The sequence below is a fragment of the Micromonospora sp. NPDC048986 genome (assembly GCF_040649335.1).
GTDB classification, from domain to species: domain Bacteria; phylum Actinomycetota; class Actinomycetes; order Mycobacteriales; family Micromonosporaceae; genus Micromonospora; species Micromonospora alfalfae.
Window position 1 is genome coordinate 247,000 of record NZ_JBEZFJ010000007.1, and the last position, 15,481, is coordinate 262,480.

The window sequence follows — 15,481 nt, forward strand, 5'->3', positions numbered from 1 at the left end:
TCGATCGGCTACAACGATGCCGTGGACCAACGCCCCCGCCGCCGACTCCGATCGGCCTCCGTGCAGCTCGGCGCGCTCACCGCTCTCGCGCTCGCCCTCTCCGGCTGCAACATGACCTCGGACGACGACGATGACGACGACTGCGCCCTCGGGCCGGTCGGCGGCGGCGACACAGTCGCGCTGGCGATGCGGGTCACCGACCCGGCGGCCGGTCGCACCGCCCCGGAGCCGACCACCGCGGCCCTGCCCGAACGCGGCGGATTCGGCACCCACCTTGCCGCCTGCGGCGGCTGACATGCGCCGCGAGACGGTCACGCCCCGCCCCGACTGGGACGCCACCATCCGGTCGCAGGGGCTGGTCTACGTCGACACCGAGCTGCCCGACGGCGGGATCATGTCGTACTGGGACGAGACCGCCGCGTACGCCTTCGACCTGGACGAGGTGCTGCGGCTGGAGGAGGCCACCGAGGAGCTGCACCGGATGTCGGTGGCCGCCGCCGAACACGTGGTGGCGCAGCGCCGGTACGCCGAGTTCGGCATCCCGGAGTGGGCGGCCGAGGCGGTGGCCCGGTCGCTGCGGGAGGCGCCGCCGACCCTGTACGGGCGCTTCGACCTGGCGTACGACGGCACCTGGCCTCCGAAGATGTTGGAGTACAACGCGGACACCCCCACCGCGTTGGTCGAGGCGAGCATCATCCAGTGGTACTGGCTGGAGCAGACCCGGCCGGAGCTGGACCAGTGGAACAGCCTGCACGAGCGGCTGGTCGGCGGCTGGGCCAAGATCGGGGCCGGGCTGCACGACCCCCGGGTGCACGTGCTCTGGTCGAACGAGGAGGAGTCCGGCGAGGACCACATGACCGCCGGCTACCTCGCCGAGACCGCCCGGCAGGCCGGCCTGAGCGTCGAGCTCCAGCCCATCCAGGAGATCGGCTGGGACGGGCGGCGCTTCGTCGACGCCGACGACAACCCGGTGACCACCTGCTTCAAGCTCTACCCGTGGGAGTGGATGCTGGCCGAGCCGTACGGGCCGGCGGCCCTGGCCCCGGGCACCCCGACCACCTGGATCGAGCCGGCCTGGAAACTGCTGCTCTCCAACAAGGCGCTGCTCGCGGTCCTCTGGGAGCTGTACCCGGGCCACGAGTACCTGCTCCCGGCGTACCTCGACTCGCCGCGCGGCATGCCGGAGTACGTCGCCAAGCCACTGCTCGGCCGCGAGGGCGGGTCGGTACGCATCGTCACCGCCGATGAGGAGATCACCAACCCGGGGATCTACGGCGACGAGGGCTGGTGCTACCAGGAGTTCCGGGCGTTGCCGCAGTTCGCTGGCAACCGGATGGTGCTGGGTAGCTGGATCGTCGACGGCGAATCGGCCGGCGTGGGTGTGCGGGAGAGCGCGAGTCTGATCACCGACGGCTACGCGCGGTTCCTGCCGCACTACATCGACGCGCCGCGCACCCGCTGAGTCGTCTACCGTTGGGGCGTGAACTTCGACGCGTACGCCCGGACCGGCGTTGACCTGGTCAACGCCCGCCTGGACGACCTCGACGACCTGCGGGCCCTCTTCCCCGACGAGAACGCCTGGATGCGCGACGAGGTCGCGGACCGGGACGTGGCGATTTTCCGCCGGGCGCAGAAACGGTTGCGCGACGTCTTCGAGTACGGCACCTCGGGGCGGGACGCCCAGGCGGTCACCGAGCTGAACACGCTGCTCGAGGCGTTCCCGGTGCAGCCGCGCATCTCCGGGCACGACTCCAGCGACTGGCACATGCACGTGACCAGTCGGGGTGCCTCGGTCAGCGCCGAATACCTGGCCGGCGCGGTCTGGGGGCTGTCGGTCTGGCTCTGCGAGTACGGCAGCGCCCGGTTCGGGGTCTGCGCCGACGAGCGGTGCGGCAACGTCTACCTGGACACGTCGTCCAACTGCTGCCGGCGGTTCTGCTCGGAGCGCTGCGCCACCCGCTCGCACGTCGCCGCGCACCGGGCCCGTAAGCGGGCGGCGGTCGGCGAGCAGGTGACAGTCGCCCAGCAGCCGACCTCCGCCGCCGATTCGCTCTCACCGGTCAGCTGACACCGCCACCGCCCGATCTCGGGCGGACGGGTCAGGCGTCGACAGGTGAGGACGTGGGCAGGTGCTGGCGGGCGAACTCCAGCGCGGCGCGCAGGTCCGCCTCGCGCACCGCGCGGCTCTTCGCGCCCCGGGTGGCGACCTCCACCGCCACCGCCCCGGTGAAACCCCTGCCGGCCAGCGAGGAGAGCAGCTCCCCGCAGGGCTGGGTGCCGCGCCCGGGGACCAGGTGCTCGTCGCGGCCCTCGCCGGTGCCGTCGCCGAGGTGCACGTGCGCCAGCCCGGCGCCCATCCGGTCGGCCATCTCCAGGGGGTCGCTGTGCGAGGCCGCGCAGTGCGACAAATCCAGGGTGTACGACGGGTAGCCGGCGTCGGTCGGGTCCCAGCCGGGCACGTACGGGACGAACTGCCGGCCCGCCATCCGCACCGGGTACATGTTCTCCACAGCGAAGCGCAACCCGCTGAACCGGTCCGCGACGGTGGCCAGACCCTCGGCGAAGTTGCGGGCGTAGTCGCGCTGCCAGGTGAACGGTGGGTGCACCACGACCGTCGGCGCGCCCAGCGTCTCGGCCAGCTCGGCGGCCTTGCGCAGGCGCTCCCACGGGTCCGGGCTCCACACCCGCTGGGTGACCAGCAGGCAGGGCGCGTGCACCGAGAGCACCGGGACGTCGTAGTGCGTGGAGAGGCCGCGCAGCGCGCCAGCGTCCTGGCTGACCACGTCGGTCCAGACCATCACCTCGACGCCGTCATAGCCGAGCGCCGCGGCCAGTTGGAACGCCGCCGCGGTCGGCTCGGGAAAGACCGACGAGCTGGACAAGAGCACGGGCACGCGGGAAGTCACATCAGCCAGCGTAGCCCGGCAGCGCCGGGGGCATCGTGACGAGCGCCGGCAAACCGACCGAAAACGGCCGCCTGATCAGATCGGTTCCAGTTGATCGAGTCGGCGGAGGATGACACCCTCCCGCAGCGCCCACGGGCAGATGTCCAGCGAGTCCAGATCCAGGCGGCGCATCACCGCCTCGGCGACCACCGCCCCGGCCAGCAACTGGTGGGCCCGACCCGCGCTGACCCCCTCCAGCTCCATCAGTTGCGCCGGTGGGATGTGCCGGATGAAACCGATGACCTGCCGCAAGCCGGCCCGGGTCAGACTGCGTCGCACCCACAGCCCGGAACCGGACGGGGCCGCCCCGGCCAGTCGGGCCAGGGTCCGGAACGTCTTCGAGGTGGCCACCGCCCGACCCCAGCCCACCTCGGTCATCTGGTCGACGACCTTGTCCAGCCGGCCGTCCACGTACTCCCGGAGCTTGTCGACAGCCTCCGCCGACGGCGGGGCCGCACTGGCCGGATCGACCCGCAGCCGCTCGCGGGTCAGCCGACCGGCCCCGAGTGGCAGGGAGACCGCGACGTCCGGGTCCTCGTCGATGCCGGCGGCGATCTCCAACGAGCCGCCACCGATGTCCAGCACCAGCAGCCGGCCCGCCGACCAGCCGAACCACCGCCGTACCGCCAGGAACGTCATCCGCGCCTCGTCCGCCCCGGAGAGCACCGCCAGGCGTACGCCGGTCTCGTCCCGGACCCGGGCCAGCACCTCGGCCGCGTTCGTGGCGTCGCGCACCGCGGACGTGGCGAAAGCGATCAGGTCGTCGGCCGCCAACCCGGTGGCCGCCGCCTTGGCCATGCCCACCGCCTTGACCAGGCCGTCCGCGCCCGCCTCGGTCAGCGCGCCGTCGGGGCCGATCTGCTCGGCCAGCCGGAGCACCACCTTCTCGGAGTGCGCCGGCCACGGGTGCGCGCCGTGGTGCGCGTCCACCACGAGGAGATGCACCGTGTTGGATCCGACGTCGAGGACACCCAGTCGCATGGTGATGACCCTAGGCGCAACACGTTTGCGCGGCTCACCGGCCTGCGGACGTCACCGCGCGTACGCTGGGCCGAGTGACGATGGAGCTCCGTGTGCTGGTGGACGACCCGGGTGACCCGCGCAGTCGCGAGGTGCCCCTGGACTTCCCTCGGGAGTGGATCGAGTTCACCGACCCGGCCGACGAGACGCACCTGATCCGGGCCGACCTGACCTGGTTGCTCTCCCGCTGGACCTGCATCTTCGGCAAGGGCTGCCACGGCATCATCGCCGGCCGGGCCGCCGACGGTTGCTGCTCGCACGGGGCGTTCTTCACCGACTCGGACGACGAGAAGCGGGTTCGCAACGCCGTCCGGCGACTCGCCCCGTCGACCTGGCAGCATTTCCGGCGCGGGTTCAAGAACTGGACCGACGAGGACACCATCGACGGCAAGAACCCGGCCCGCCGCACCGCCACCCAGGGCCCCGACGGTCCGTGCGTGTTCCTCAACGACGCCGACTTCGCCGGCGGTGGCGGTTGCGCCCTGCACGCCCAGGCACTGCGCGACGGGGTGCACCCGTTGGAATACAAGCCGGACGTCTGTTGGCAGTTGCCGATCCGCCGCGATCAGGACTGGGTGAAGCGACCGGACAACAGCAAGGTGCTGGTCTCCACCCTGTCCGAGTTCGACAGGCGGGGCTGGGGAGCCGGCGGGCACGACCTGGACTGGTGGTGCACCTCGTCGACGGACGCGCACGTCGGCACCGAGCCGATGTACCTGTCGTACTCCCCGGAGCTGACCGCCCTGATCGGCGCTGCCGCGTACGAGCGGCTGGCCGAGCTGTGCGCGACCAGAACGAAGCAGGGCATGATCGCCCCGCACCCCGCAGACGAGGTCTAGCGATCGGCGGCGAGAAGGCAGCGCTTCAACGGCCGCGGACAAGGACCCGGGGGCCTCGGGTGGAACTCCTTTGGAGCTGACTCGTTCATGGCATCGGCGCTACGACGTCGCCGGATGACTCGCTTACGGCATCAGCTCCAAAGGACCGCACCAACGAACTGCTTCCCCCGGCGGGCAGGTGGTTCAACTTGCTGAACGTGCTCGCCCGAGCAAGGGCGGACAGCCCGAAGGGGGCCTGCGTCGAAGCGCAGACCCCCTTCGGGTACGCCGGTCACGGCTCGAACTTGTAGCCCAGACCCCGCACTGTGACGATGAAGCGCGGCGCGGAAGGCTCCGGCTCGATCTTGGAGCGCAGCCGCTTGACGTGCACGTCCAGCGTCTTGGTGTCACCGACGTAGTCGGCGCCCCAGACCCGGTCGATGAGCTGGCCACGGGTCAGCACCCGGCCCGCGTTGCGCAGCAGCAGCTCCAGCAGTTCGAATTCCTTCAGCGGCAGCTGCACGGCCCCGCCGTCGACTGTCACCACGTGCCGCTCGATGTCCATCCGCACCGGCCCGGCGGCCAGCGTCGGCGCACCCGCCTCGGCCACCTCCGGGCTCTGCCGGCGCAGCACCGCCCGGATCCGGGCGACCAGTTCCCGCGGCGAGTACGGCTTCGTGACGTAGTCGTCGGCGCCGATCTCCAGCCCGACCACCTTGTCGATCTCGCTGTCCCGGGCGGTGACCATGATGATCGGAACGGCGGAGCGCTGCCGCAACTGCCGGCAGACCTCGGTCCCTGACATCTCGGGCAACATCAGGTCGAGCAGCACGATGTCGGCGCCGGTCCGGTCGAACTCGGTGAGGGCGTCGGTGCCGGTCGCGGCGACCGAAACCTCAAAGCCCTCCTTACGGAGCATGTACGACAAGGCGTCGGAGAACGACTCCTCGTCCTCGACCACCAGAACGCGGCTCAACGGGGATTTCCTTTCCATCTGCTGTCAGACCTGCCGTAGCCCAGTCGGACCGGACTCGATCCCAACCGGCGGCAGTGTCGCCAGGAGGTCGTCCGGTGGACTGGCGGGCAGCCGGAGGGTGAACGTCGATCCACCACCAAGAGTGCTCGACACCTCGACCCGTCCGCCATGGTTGCTCGCAATGTGTTTCACGATCGCCAGGCCGAGCCCGGTGCCGCCGGTGGCACGCGAGCGGGCCTGGTCGGCCCGGTAGAACCGCTCGAAGATCCGGTCCACGTCGGTGGGGGCGATACCGATGCCCTGGTCGGCGACGGCGACCTCGACGTGCTCGTCGCCGCCGCTGAGGGTCACCCGCACCGTGGTGTCCTCGCCCGAATAGTTGATCGCGTTCTCCACCAGGTTCGCCACCGCAGTGGCGAGTTGGGAGTCGCTGCCGTACGCGGTGAGCCCACGCGCCCCTTCCACTGTCACTGTGACACCGCGGGCGGTGGCAGTGGTGCGGGTCCGGTCGACCACCTCGGCGATCACCCAGTCCAGGGCGACCGGCTCCGGTGGCGGCTGTGGCTCAGCCCCCTGCAACCGGGTCAGCTCCAGCAACTCCTGCACCAGCCGACCCAGCCGGGTCGATTCGTGCTGGATCCGTTCCGCGAACCGGCGGGCGGCCACCAGGTCCTCGGAGAGGTCGGGCGCAGCGGCGTCGGCCGGCTCGGTGGCGTCCAGCAACGCCTCGGCGAGCAGTTGCAGGGCCCCGATCGGGGTCTTCAGCTCGTGACTCACGTTGGCCACGAAGTCGCGTCGTACCCGGGTCAGCCGGTGCGACTCGGTCACGTCCACCGCCTCGACCGCGATGAAGCCGTTGCCGAGACCCATCGCCCGCAGGTGCACGCCGAGCGGGTTCTCCCCCGCGCTGTCGCGACCTCGGGGCAGGTCCAGCTCGATCTCGCGTCGCACGCCGGTGCGTCGCACCTGGCCGGCAAGGGTACGGATCAGCGGGTGCGCGGCGATTGAGCCGGGGGTGCTGCCGGTGCGCAGCAGCCCCATCGCGCGGGCGGCCGGGTTGATCAGCACGGGGACGTCGTCGTTGTCCAGAACCACGACACCGGCCCGGAGTGAGTCGATCGTCCGGCGGCCGAGCCCGGCCTGCTGCTCGTCGGCTATCGCGGGCCTCCCCCTGCTCCAGCGGAAGCTGACGCTCCCCGTCGACGTGGAGTGACCGTTCCGCCTCGGCAGGAACCGGGGCAGCAGCAGACCGGCGGCCATCCCGGCCACCAACGCCAGGGCCACCACGACCGCCACCGCCCACTCCACCCGGCGATCGTAGGGTCATTGTTAACCTGGCTACCACACAGAACGGGACGAACTACCCTCACTTACGGAAGTGTTCACCCCCACGTCTGGCGTCGTTCACCGTGGTTCATCCGGGATCCGTCCACGCGCCCTACCGTTGGCGTCGCACCTGCTCAACCCCCTGCGCCGGCACCCGTCGGCGGCGACCGACCACAGGACGTGATGATGCGCGACGAGTTCCGGGCCGACCTCCAGATCGTCAGCCAACTGCTGGTGGACATGGCGGAGGGCGTCCGCGCCGCCATGCGCCAGGCCACCCGGGCCCTGCTCACCGCCGACCGGCAGGCCGCCGAGACGGTCATCGAGCGGGACGCCGAGATCGACGACCTCTACCGGCACGTCGAGGAGCGGGTCTGTGACCTGCTCGCCCGACAGGCGCCGGTCGCCTCCGACCTCCGGGCGATGATCACCGCGCTGCACGTGGCAGCCGATCTGGAGCGGATGGGCGACCTCGCCGAGCACGTGGCGAAGACAGCGCTGCGCCGGCACCCCTCCCCCGCCGTCCCGGCCGAGCTGCGGACGGTCTTCACCGAGATGTCCGAGATCGCCGACCGGATGGCCGTGAAGATCGGTTCGGTGCTGGCGAAGCCCGACGCCGACCTCGCCGGCGAGCTGGACCGCGACGACGACGCCATGGACGAGCTGCACAAGAACCTGTTCGCCGTGCTGCTCGGTGACGACTGGCCGTACGGGGTGGAGACGGCCATCGACGCCACCCTGCTGGGCCGCTTCTACGAGCGCTTCGCCGACCACGCGGTGAACGCCGGCGAGCACGTGATCTACCTGATCACCGGGGAGAGCGCGCCGAGCGGCAACTGACTGGCAGGGAAGGGGCCCCTCGTCATCGCTTCCCGCGATGACGAGGGGCCCCCTTTTCTGGTGGCTCAGCGCCCCTGGTTGGCCACCGCCGCGGCGGCTGCCTTCGCAGCGGTCGGGTCGAGGTAGGTGCCGCCCAGAGTGAGCGGGCGCAGCTGCGGGTCGAGGTCGTAGCGCAGCGGGATGCCCGTCGGGATGTTCAGCTTGGCGATCGCCTCGTCGGAGATCTGGTCGAGGTGCTTGACGAGGGCCCGCAGCGAGTTGCCGTGCGCGGCCACCAGCACCGTCCGGCCGGCCAGGATGTCCGGCACGATCGAGTCGTACCAGTAGGGCAGCATCCGGTCGACGACGTCCTTGAGGCACTCGGTGCGCGGCATCAGCTCGGTCGGCAGCAGCGCGTAGCGCGGGTCACCCACCTGCGACCACTCGTCGTTGTCGTCGATGGGCGGCGGTGGCGTGTCGTACGACCGGCGCCAGAGCATGAACTGCTCCTCGCCGTACTCGTCGAGGGTCTGCTTCTTGTTCTTGCCCTGCAGGGCGCCGTAGTGGCGCTCGTTGAGCCGCCACGACCGGCGCACGGCGATCCAGTGCCGGTCGGCGGCGTTGAGCGCCAGCTCGGCGGTGCGGATCGCACGGCGCATCACGCTGGTGTGCACGACGTCCGGCAGCAGGCTGTGCTCACGCATCAACTCGCCGCCGCGCCGCGCCTCGCCCTCGCCCTTCTCGGTCAGGTCGACGTCCACCCAGCCGGTGAAGAGGTTCTTGGCATTCCAGTCGCTCTCACCGTGTCGCAGCAGGACCAGCGTCCCGACGGTGGGCCCTTCGCTCGCAGTCATGCGGCTCATCCTGCCTCAACCGCCCGGCGGACACGCGGGCAGCCGTCGTGACGACCACCACGTGAAAAAGCTGATGACCAGCGGATCCGGCCGCCACTAGGGTTGTAAGGCACGCCAGTCACATCGGTCATTACTTGCAAGCGGGGCGCCATATGCGGACGATGCGGAGTTGGTTCCGGGACACCACCGGGGGCCTACCGACCACCTTCTGGTACCTGTGGTCCGGCACTCTGATCAACCGACTCGGCTCGTTCGTTCTCGTCTTCCTCGCCATCTACCTGACCCAGGAACGTGGCTTCTCGGCCTCGCAGGCCGGCCTGGTAATCGGCCTCTGGGGCGTCGGCGGGGCGTTCGGCACGACCGCCGGCGGCACCCTCGCGGACCGGTGGGGCCGCCGGCCGACACTGCTCACCGCCCACGTGGGCGCGGCGGTCATGATGCTCGGGCTCGGGCTGGCCCGGGATCTCTGGGCGGTGGCGCTGGGCGCGCTGCTGCTCGGCATGTTCGCCGAGGCGGCCCGGCCCGCGTTCGGGGCGATGATGATCGACGTGGTGCCGGCGAAGGACCGGCTGCGCGCCTTCTCGCTCAACTACTGGGCGATCAACCTCGGCTTCGCCTGCGCGGCAGTCCTCGCCGGCCTCGCCGCCCAGGCCGACTACCTGCTGCTGTTCGTGGTCGACGCGGCCACCATGCTCATCACCGCGCTGATCATCTTCAGCAAGGTGCCGGAGACCCGACAGGCCGGCCCGGCCGCCGCCGTCACGGCAGCGGCGACTCCACGGGGCGCGCTGCGCACGATCCTCACCGACCGGGTCTACCTCGGCTTCGTGGCTCTCAACCTGTTCGCCGCGCTGGTGTTCCTCCAGCACATCTCGATGCTGCCGATCGCGATGGGCGACGACGGCCTGAGCCCCGCCACCTACGGCTCGGTGATCGCGCTCAACGGCATCCTCATCGTGGTCGGACAGCTCTTCGTGCCCCGGCTGATCCGGGGCCGGAGCCGCTCACACGTGCTCGCGCTGGCGTCCGTGGTGATGGGCGTGGGATTCGGGCTGACCGCGTTCGCCGGCACCCCGTGGTTCTACGGGCTGACAGTGCTGATCTGGACGGTCGGCGAGATGCTCAACTCGCCCTCCAACTCCACCCTGATCGCCGAGCTGTCCCCGGCCGAACTGCGCGGTCGATACCAGGGCGTGTTCTCCCTCTCCTGGCAGATCGCCGGGGCCATCGCGCCGATCCTCGGTGGCCTGGTGCGTGAGCACGCCGGCAACGACACCCTCTGGTACGGCTGCGCCGCGCTCGGTCTCCTGACCGCCGTGGCCCACCTGGTGTCGGGGCCGGCCCGGGAACGGCGCGCGACCGCGCTGCGCCGCTCCGGTGAGGCACTGGCACCGGCCACCGCTTCCCGTGCGCCGCAGCCCGCCGAGGCGTAATGGGTGGCGCGGCGGTGCCGGAGTTCCTACTGTGCACTGGAAACAGTTAACAACCTGAACTGTCGGGAGGTCGGGTGCACGCCCTGCGGCGCTGGTGGCACGACACCGCAGGCGGACTACCCGCCACCTTCTGGTACCTCTGGGCCGGCCTGCTGATCAACCGGGCCGGCGCGTTCGCCATGCTGTTCCTCTCGCTCTACCTCACCGACGTACGCGGCGCGAGCGAAGGGCTGGCCGGCACCGTGGTCGGCGCGTACGGGGCCGGCGGAGCGGCCGGAGTGCTCCTCGGCGGGGTGCTCGCCGACCGGTGGGGACGTCGGGCGACCCTGCTCGCCGCGCACCTGGCCACTGTCGGTCTGATGGTGGCGCTCGCCTTCACCCGCCCCCTGCTGCTGATCGCGATGCTCTCCGCGCTGATCGGCGTGGTCCACTCGATGCCCAGCCCGGCGTTCGTGGCGGCGATCGTCGACGTGGTGCCCGCCGAACGCCGCTCGCGGGCGTTCAACCTCCAGTTCTGGGCGTTCAACCTCGGCATGGCTGTCGCCTCGCTGCTCGCCGGGGTCCTGGCCGAGGCGAGCTTCACCGCGCTGTTCCTGGTCGACGCGGGCGCCACACTGACCGCCGCCGTGGTGATCGCCTGGAAGGTGCCCGAAACCCTGCGGCTGGCCCGGCCAGCGGCCGGCCCACCGCCCGTAGCAGTCGCGGCGCCGAAAGCCATCCGGGCCCGTCGGCCCGGACTGCACACCGCGCTCACCGACCGCACCTTCCTGGTCTTCGTCGGGCTCACCTTCGTGCTGGCCGTACTCACCATGCAGACGTCGACCATCATGCCGCTGGCAATGCGCGCGGACGGCCTCGGACCATCGGCGTACGGGCTGGTGGTGGCGCTCGGCGGCGCGCTGATCGTGGTCGGGCAGTTGTTCGTGCCCCGGCTGATCGACAGGCACCGCAAGCACGTGGTGCTGTCCGCCTCCACGGCGCTGCTCGCGCTCGGTTTCGGCGCGCTCGTCATCGCCGACGAACTGGCCATCTACCTGGGTGCCGCTGTGATCTGGACGGTCGGCTCCATGCTCGCCGCCCCACCCAACGCGCAGATCAACGCGGACCTGGCGCCACCGCAGCTACGAGCGCGCTACCAGTCGGTCTTCTACCTGACGTTCCCAGCCGCGGCGTTCGTCGCGCCCACCCTCGGTGGGGTGAGCCTCCAGCACCTCGGCGACCGGCACTGGTTGATCGTGGGCGGGCTGGGTCTGCTGGCCGCGCTCGGACACCTGCTCGCCGGGCCACCCCGGGAGCGGCACGTCGCCGCCATGCGCCGGGTCGTCGACCCGGAGCCGACGACCCCCGCAGACCGCGTACCGATCGGTTAACCGACGCAAAGTGCCCACCACGCCCCTGAGGTCGTGGTGGGCACTCGCCGGCGGGGCCGGCGGCGGCGGGCAACACTCACCCCCGTAAGCATCGCCCGCTCACGCCGCCGGTCCAAACAGGTGGGAACCGTCCCCCAACGGTTATTCCACCCGTCCCCTCGCGCCTCGTCTGGTGCGCGGATCTGATCGATCCGCCGCTCCCCCGAACGTTTCCAAACGTGGCGCGGTGCAATAAAGCTAGTTCGCCCGGATTCTGGATTCAACCCAGAACGGCTGTCTCGCCGGTCACAACTGGCGAGTATCCGCTGCTCCGGCCTCGTCCGTTGGCAACAGCCGGGTACCCGTCGGCCATTCCCGCAAACACCTCAACCGTCTTCCCGATCGGGTGACTCGGTCCGGAAGAAGCTGCTCTGGCGGCCGTTCCGCAACTGCTCCTGATAAATCAGGTTCAGCCGCCGCAGGTCAAACGTGTAGAACCACTCATCCCAGGTGATCTCGCGAATCCGGCTGCTTTCCCGGTATCCGGGAATGTTGAAGGTCAACACACCCGCCCGGCCATCCCGCTCGGTGCCGGCGATGGTCGCCGGTCTGGCCCCACGTTCCCGGGCCCACCGCTGGATCACCTCGTGGTTCGCCGTGATCAAACTCCGTCCCGGCCGCTCCGGTCGGTCAGTGATCGACGAGATCACCTGGGAACTGCGGACCGACCGCCCCGTACCCCGTCCGGTCCGGATCCCGCCGGCCGCCGTCCCGCCACCGGTCGACGGCGTCAACGTGCGCTTCGCCGCCGCGCTCTTCGCCGGTGCGGTGCGCTTCGCCGTCGTACGCTTCGCCGCCGCGCTCTTCGCCGGTGCCGTGCGCTTCGCCGCCGCGCTCCTGGCCGGTGTCGCGCGCTTCGCCGCCGGCCGCGCCGGTGCCTTCTTCGCCGGCGCCTTCCGCGCTGGCGCCGTACGCGCCGTCGCCGTCTTACGGGCCGCCGTGGTCTTCCGCGCCGCCGCGGTCTTGCGGGCGGCGGTGGTCCTGCTCGCGGCCGTCGTCTTGCGGGCGGCCGTCGTCTTGCGGGCTGCCGTCGTCTTGCGGGCTGCCGTCGACGTCGCCGCTGTGGTCCTCTTCGCGGCGGTCGCCTTCTTCGCCGGTGCCCTCTTCGCCGCCGCCGTCGACTTCCGCCCGGCTGTCGCCTTCGTCGCGGCGGCCCGCTTCGCGGGCGCGCTCTTGTTCGCCGGCGCGGCCTTCGCGCGGCTCGACGCCGGCCTGGCCGCCGACTTCTTGGTGGCGGCGGCACGACCCGCCGACGCCCTGGTGCCGGCGGCCCGGCCCGACGGGCCGCTGCTGCTCCGACCCGCGCCGGCCCGCATCGAGCGCACCAACTGTTTCACCAGCTCCGGCTTGCGCAGCGCGGAGATCCCGGAGACCCCGCGTTTGCGCAACTGCCCGCGGATGTCGTCCACCCGCATCCGGGAAATCTCCGACTCGGAGACTCCGGGCGTTCCCGGCGTCTGGTTACCGGCCTGTCGCTTGGTAGTGGTCGCAGTCGCGCCGCGACCTGAGCTGTTCCGCTGAGCCATGGGACGCTCCGCTCCTTGGCACTCCGTCATCGGCGCGCGGGGGTCCCTTGCCGCACCGCGCGGTGCGGCATACCCGTCAGGAGCACTCCGAACCACAGTCAACTCGCCATGGTCGTGCTGGATCCAGGATCGAGTGGCATCGCCGCGTCGGCGACACCACTACTTCCTGGTTCGAGCACGATCTTCCGGCGGGCGCGGGGCACCGGGTGCCGGCGCGCGGGCCCGGGATCAGGTCGGGTCGGGGCCGGCGCCGGACGGCTCGAAGAGGTGGGCGAAGGCGGCCAGGTTGGCTGTCGACTCGCCCCGCTTCACCCGCCACTCGTACTCCCGCCGAATCGAACTGCCGAAGCCGATCTCCAGCATCGTGTCGAACGACTCGTCGGCGTACGTGAGCACCGCGCCGAACAGTCGATCCAACTCGTCGGCGTCCACGCCGGCCGGGTTGACCCGACCGGTCAGGTACACGTCGCCGACCGCGTCGGTGGAGAAGGAGACCCCGTACATCCGGGCGTTGCGCTGCAACAGCCAGGCCCACAGCTCCTCGCGACGCTCGTCCGGCTGACGCATCACGAACGCTTCGATCCGCAGCGCGTGCTCGCCGACGATCAGGTTGCAGATCGTCTTGAGCTTGTGGGTGCCCGGCAGCGTCACCGCGTACGAGCCGGGGCCGGTCGACTCCCAGGCCAGGTCCCGCTCGGCACAGACCGACTCGATCAGGGTCGCAAGATCGCTCTTCGGGCTCACCGGACCCACTCTACGACCGACCCGGCTCGTGCACCGGGTGACGACGGGCTGCCCCGGGTCACCAGGAACAGGAGAGGGCCGGGTCACCCGCCAGGTCGGCCGCGAGCCGGGCACGGTGCCCGGCGATCGCCTCGCCGTAGACCCCGAGCAGACCGGCGACCGTACGGTCCCAGGAGAAGTGCCTTGCGTGCTGCTCGGCACCTCGGGCCAGCACCGAGCGCAGCGCCCGGTTCGGCAGCAGGTCAGCCATCGCACGGGCCCAGTCGACCGGGTCGTGACCGTCGATCAGCACCCCACTGACCTGGTCCCGGACGGCGGTGACCAGCCCTCCGACGGCAGCGGCCAGCACCGGCGTACCGCAGGCCTGCGCCTCCAGGGCGACCAGCCCGAACGATTCGTTGTGCGACGGCACCGCGACCAGGTCCGCCGCCCGGAACAGGGCCGGAAGGTCGTCCCCGGTGAGCGGCGGCAGGAACCGCACCCCGTCGCTGACCCCGAGCTTGGCGGCCAACTCGATCAGGGCGGTCGGCCGATCCAGCCCACTGCCGCTGGGCCCGCCGCAGATCACCACCGTCACCTGATCGGCCAGCGCCGGATCGCGCTCACGCAGCGCGGCGATCGCGCGGATCAGCACGTCGGGGGCCTTGAGCGGCTGGATCCGACCGACGAAGGCAACCACGTACCCGTCGACTGGAAGCCCCAGCCGGCGACGGGTCTGGCGGGCCGCCGCGGACCTGTCGCCCGGCGCGGGCCGGAACCGGACCAGGTCGACACCCGGCTGCACGACGGACACCCGGGTCGGATCGGCGTCGTACCGGTCGAGCAGGTCGCTGGCCTCGAACCGGGTGTTGGCGACCAACCGGTCCGCCTCGGCGACCACCTGTTCCTCGCCGATGACCCGGGCCTTGGGCTCCGGCCGGTCCCCGGCCGCGAGCTGGGCGTTCTTGACCTTCGCCAGGGTGTGCGCGGTGTGCACCAGCGGCACCCCCCAGCGCTCCTTGGCCAGCCAGCCGACCTGGCCGGAGAGCCAGTAGTGGGAGTGGATCAGGTCGTAGTGGCCGGGCGGACGGGACGCCTCCGCGCGCAGCACCCCCGCTGTGAAGGCGCAGAGCTGACCGGGCAGCTCCTCCTTGGTGAGGCCCTCGAGGGGGCCGGAGGTGATGTGTCGAACCTGCACCCCGGGCGCCATCTCGACCACCGGGGGAAGGTCACCGGAGGTGGCCCGGGTGAAGATCTCCACCTCCACGTTGGCCTCGGCGAGACGCCGAGCCACTTCGAGGATGTAGACGTTCATTCCGCCGGCATCACCGGTGCCGGGCTGGTGCAGGGGGCTGGTGTGTACCGACAGGGTGGCGATGCGGCGAGGCCGGGGCCACGGCTGGGCACCTCGCTGACGCCCGACACCGGTGTGCATATCCGCCACATCCGCTCCTTCTTCACGGTTGATGCCGTCTCGCACGACCGGCGCTTCTCGGTCAACCTGTACGCCGGATGTCATCTTCCCCATCGGGCGTCGGAAATTCCCCGGCGCGGCCCCCCGGCGTGACGGACCTCATCACCGAACGCCCGCCGATGGCCGCCGTACGCCCGGTCGGGGCGGGTCGGACGCCC

The 15,481-nt window shown here is 71.0% G+C and carries 15 protein-coding genes; 7 read left to right on the top strand and 8 right to left on the bottom strand.

Going from position 1 to position 15,481, the window contains the following annotated elements:
- Positions 1-21 precede the first annotated feature (21 nt).
- Genes AB0B94_RS16855 through AB0B94_RS16865 form a run of 3 tightly spaced genes read left to right on the top strand, consistent with a single transcriptional unit; the run spans position 22 to position 2,068 of the window.
- Positions 22-294 carry a hypothetical protein gene (locus AB0B94_RS16855; protein ID WP_225855034.1) on the top strand — a complete coding sequence of 91 codons (273 nt, stop codon included), beginning with the start codon at positions 22-24 and terminating at the stop codon, positions 292-294.
- Position 295: 1 nt separating this feature from the next.
- The gene (locus AB0B94_RS16860) at positions 296-1,462 is read left to right on the top strand and encodes a glutathionylspermidine synthase family protein (RefSeq protein ID WP_357279669.1); all 1,167 of its coding nucleotides are present in this window, start codon (positions 296-298) and stop codon (positions 1,460-1,462) included.
- A gap of 18 nt (positions 1,463-1,480) precedes the next feature.
- Positions 1,481-2,068, top strand: a complete 588-nt coding sequence (locus AB0B94_RS16865) for a CGNR zinc finger domain-containing protein (RefSeq protein ID WP_238666946.1) — start codon at positions 1,481-1,483, stop codon at positions 2,066-2,068.
- 31 nt (positions 2,069-2,099) lie between these two features.
- On the opposite strand, the gene AB0B94_RS16870 is transcribed toward AB0B94_RS16865, so the two are convergent.
- A complete protein-coding gene (locus AB0B94_RS16870) occupies positions 2,100-2,906 on the bottom strand; it encodes a sugar phosphate isomerase/epimerase (protein WP_238666947.1) in 807 nt (268 codons plus the stop codon).
- A gap of 75 nt (positions 2,907-2,981) precedes the next feature.
- Positions 2,982-3,926 (bottom strand): Ppx/GppA phosphatase family protein, encoded by a 945-nt coding sequence (locus tag AB0B94_RS16875; protein WP_112584229.1) that lies wholly within the window; start codon positions 3,924-3,926, stop codon positions 2,982-2,984.
- Between the two features lie 80 nt (positions 3,927-4,006).
- Here AB0B94_RS16875 and AB0B94_RS16880 point away from each other — a divergent pair, with 80 nt between their 5' ends.
- Complete coding sequence (locus tag AB0B94_RS16880) at positions 4,007-4,804, top strand: hypothetical protein (RefSeq protein ID WP_357280078.1); 798 nt, start codon at positions 4,007-4,009, stop codon at positions 4,802-4,804.
- A gap of 271 nt (positions 4,805-5,075) precedes the next feature.
- Here the strand turns inward: AB0B94_RS16880 and AB0B94_RS16885 are convergent, their stop codons facing one another.
- Together AB0B94_RS16885 and AB0B94_RS16890 are read right to left on the bottom strand one after the other, a co-directional pair.
- Complete coding sequence (locus tag AB0B94_RS16885; protein WP_030329696.1) at positions 5,076-5,759, bottom strand: response regulator transcription factor; 684 nt, start codon at positions 5,757-5,759, stop codon at positions 5,076-5,078.
- 24 nt (positions 5,760-5,783) lie between these two features.
- Positions 5,784-7,067 carry an ATP-binding protein gene (locus tag AB0B94_RS16890; protein ID WP_357279680.1) on the bottom strand — a complete coding sequence of 428 codons (1,284 nt, stop codon included), beginning with the start codon at positions 7,065-7,067 and terminating at the stop codon, positions 5,784-5,786.
- A 204-nt stretch (positions 7,068-7,271) separates the two neighbouring features.
- Here AB0B94_RS16890 and phoU point away from each other — a divergent pair, with 204 nt between their 5' ends.
- Positions 7,272-7,925 carry a phosphate signaling complex protein PhoU gene (gene phoU, locus AB0B94_RS16895; RefSeq protein ID WP_238666950.1) on the top strand — a complete coding sequence of 218 codons (654 nt, stop codon included), beginning with the start codon at positions 7,272-7,274 and terminating at the stop codon, positions 7,923-7,925.
- 65 nt (positions 7,926-7,990) lie between these two features.
- Here phoU and AB0B94_RS16900 read toward each other — a convergent pair whose 3' ends face one another.
- Entirely contained in the window at positions 7,991-8,758 is a 768-nt protein-coding gene (locus AB0B94_RS16900) for a phosphoglyceromutase (protein WP_091403562.1), read from the bottom strand.
- A gap of 152 nt (positions 8,759-8,910) precedes the next feature.
- Between AB0B94_RS16900 and AB0B94_RS16905 the strand changes: the two genes are divergently transcribed.
- On the top strand, positions 8,911-10,191 hold the full coding sequence (locus AB0B94_RS16905; protein ID WP_357279685.1) for an MFS transporter: 1,281 nt from the start codon (positions 8,911-8,913) through the stop codon (positions 10,189-10,191).
- A 74-nt stretch (positions 10,192-10,265) separates the two neighbouring features.
- Positions 10,266-11,561 (top strand): MFS transporter, encoded by a 1,296-nt coding sequence (locus AB0B94_RS16910; RefSeq protein ID WP_357279690.1) that lies wholly within the window; start codon positions 10,266-10,268, stop codon positions 11,559-11,561.
- A gap of 365 nt (positions 11,562-11,926) precedes the next feature.
- On the opposite strand, the gene AB0B94_RS16915 is transcribed toward AB0B94_RS16910, so the two are convergent.
- The 3 genes from AB0B94_RS16915 to mshA all read right to left on the bottom strand — a co-directional run bounded on the left by AB0B94_RS16915 (position 11,927) and on the right by mshA (position 15,293).
- A complete protein-coding gene (locus tag AB0B94_RS16915; protein ID WP_357280081.1) occupies positions 11,927-12,916 on the bottom strand; it encodes a hypothetical protein in 990 nt (329 codons plus the stop codon).
- A gap of 438 nt (positions 12,917-13,354) precedes the next feature.
- Entirely contained in the window at positions 13,355-13,870 is a 516-nt protein-coding gene (locus AB0B94_RS16920) for a YbjN domain-containing protein (protein WP_112605262.1), read from the bottom strand.
- Positions 13,871-13,928: 58 nt separating this feature from the next.
- Positions 13,929-15,293 carry a D-inositol-3-phosphate glycosyltransferase gene (gene mshA / locus AB0B94_RS16925; protein ID WP_357279696.1) on the bottom strand — a complete coding sequence of 455 codons (1,365 nt, stop codon included), beginning with the start codon at positions 15,291-15,293 and terminating at the stop codon, positions 13,929-13,931.
- Between the last annotated feature and the right edge of the window lie 188 nt (positions 15,294-15,481).

Excerpts from the sequence above, each read along its gene's own strand:
- AB0B94_RS16860 (WP_357279669.1), top strand. The coding sequence starts at position 296 with ATGCGCCGCGAGACGGTCACGCCCCGCCCCGACTGGGACGCCACCATC.
- AB0B94_RS16875 (WP_112584229.1), bottom strand. The coding sequence starts at position 3,926 with ATGCGACTGGGTGTCCTCGACGTCGGATCCAACACGGTGCATCTCCTC.
- AB0B94_RS16880 (WP_357280078.1), top strand. The coding sequence starts at position 4,007 with ATGGAGCTCCGTGTGCTGGTGGACGACCCGGGTGACCCGCGCAGTCGC.
- phoU (WP_238666950.1), top strand. The coding sequence starts at position 7,272 with ATGCGCGACGAGTTCCGGGCCGACCTCCAGATCGTCAGCCAACTGCTG.
- AB0B94_RS16900 (WP_091403562.1), bottom strand. The coding sequence starts at position 8,758 with ATGACTGCGAGCGAAGGGCCCACCGTCGGGACGCTGGTCCTGCTGCGA.
- AB0B94_RS16905 (WP_357279685.1), top strand. The coding sequence starts at position 8,911 with ATGCGGACGATGCGGAGTTGGTTCCGGGACACCACCGGGGGCCTACCG.
- AB0B94_RS16915 (WP_357280081.1), bottom strand. The coding sequence starts at position 12,916 with ATGCGGGCCGGCGCGGGTCGGAGCAGCAGCGGCCCGTCGGGCCGGGCC.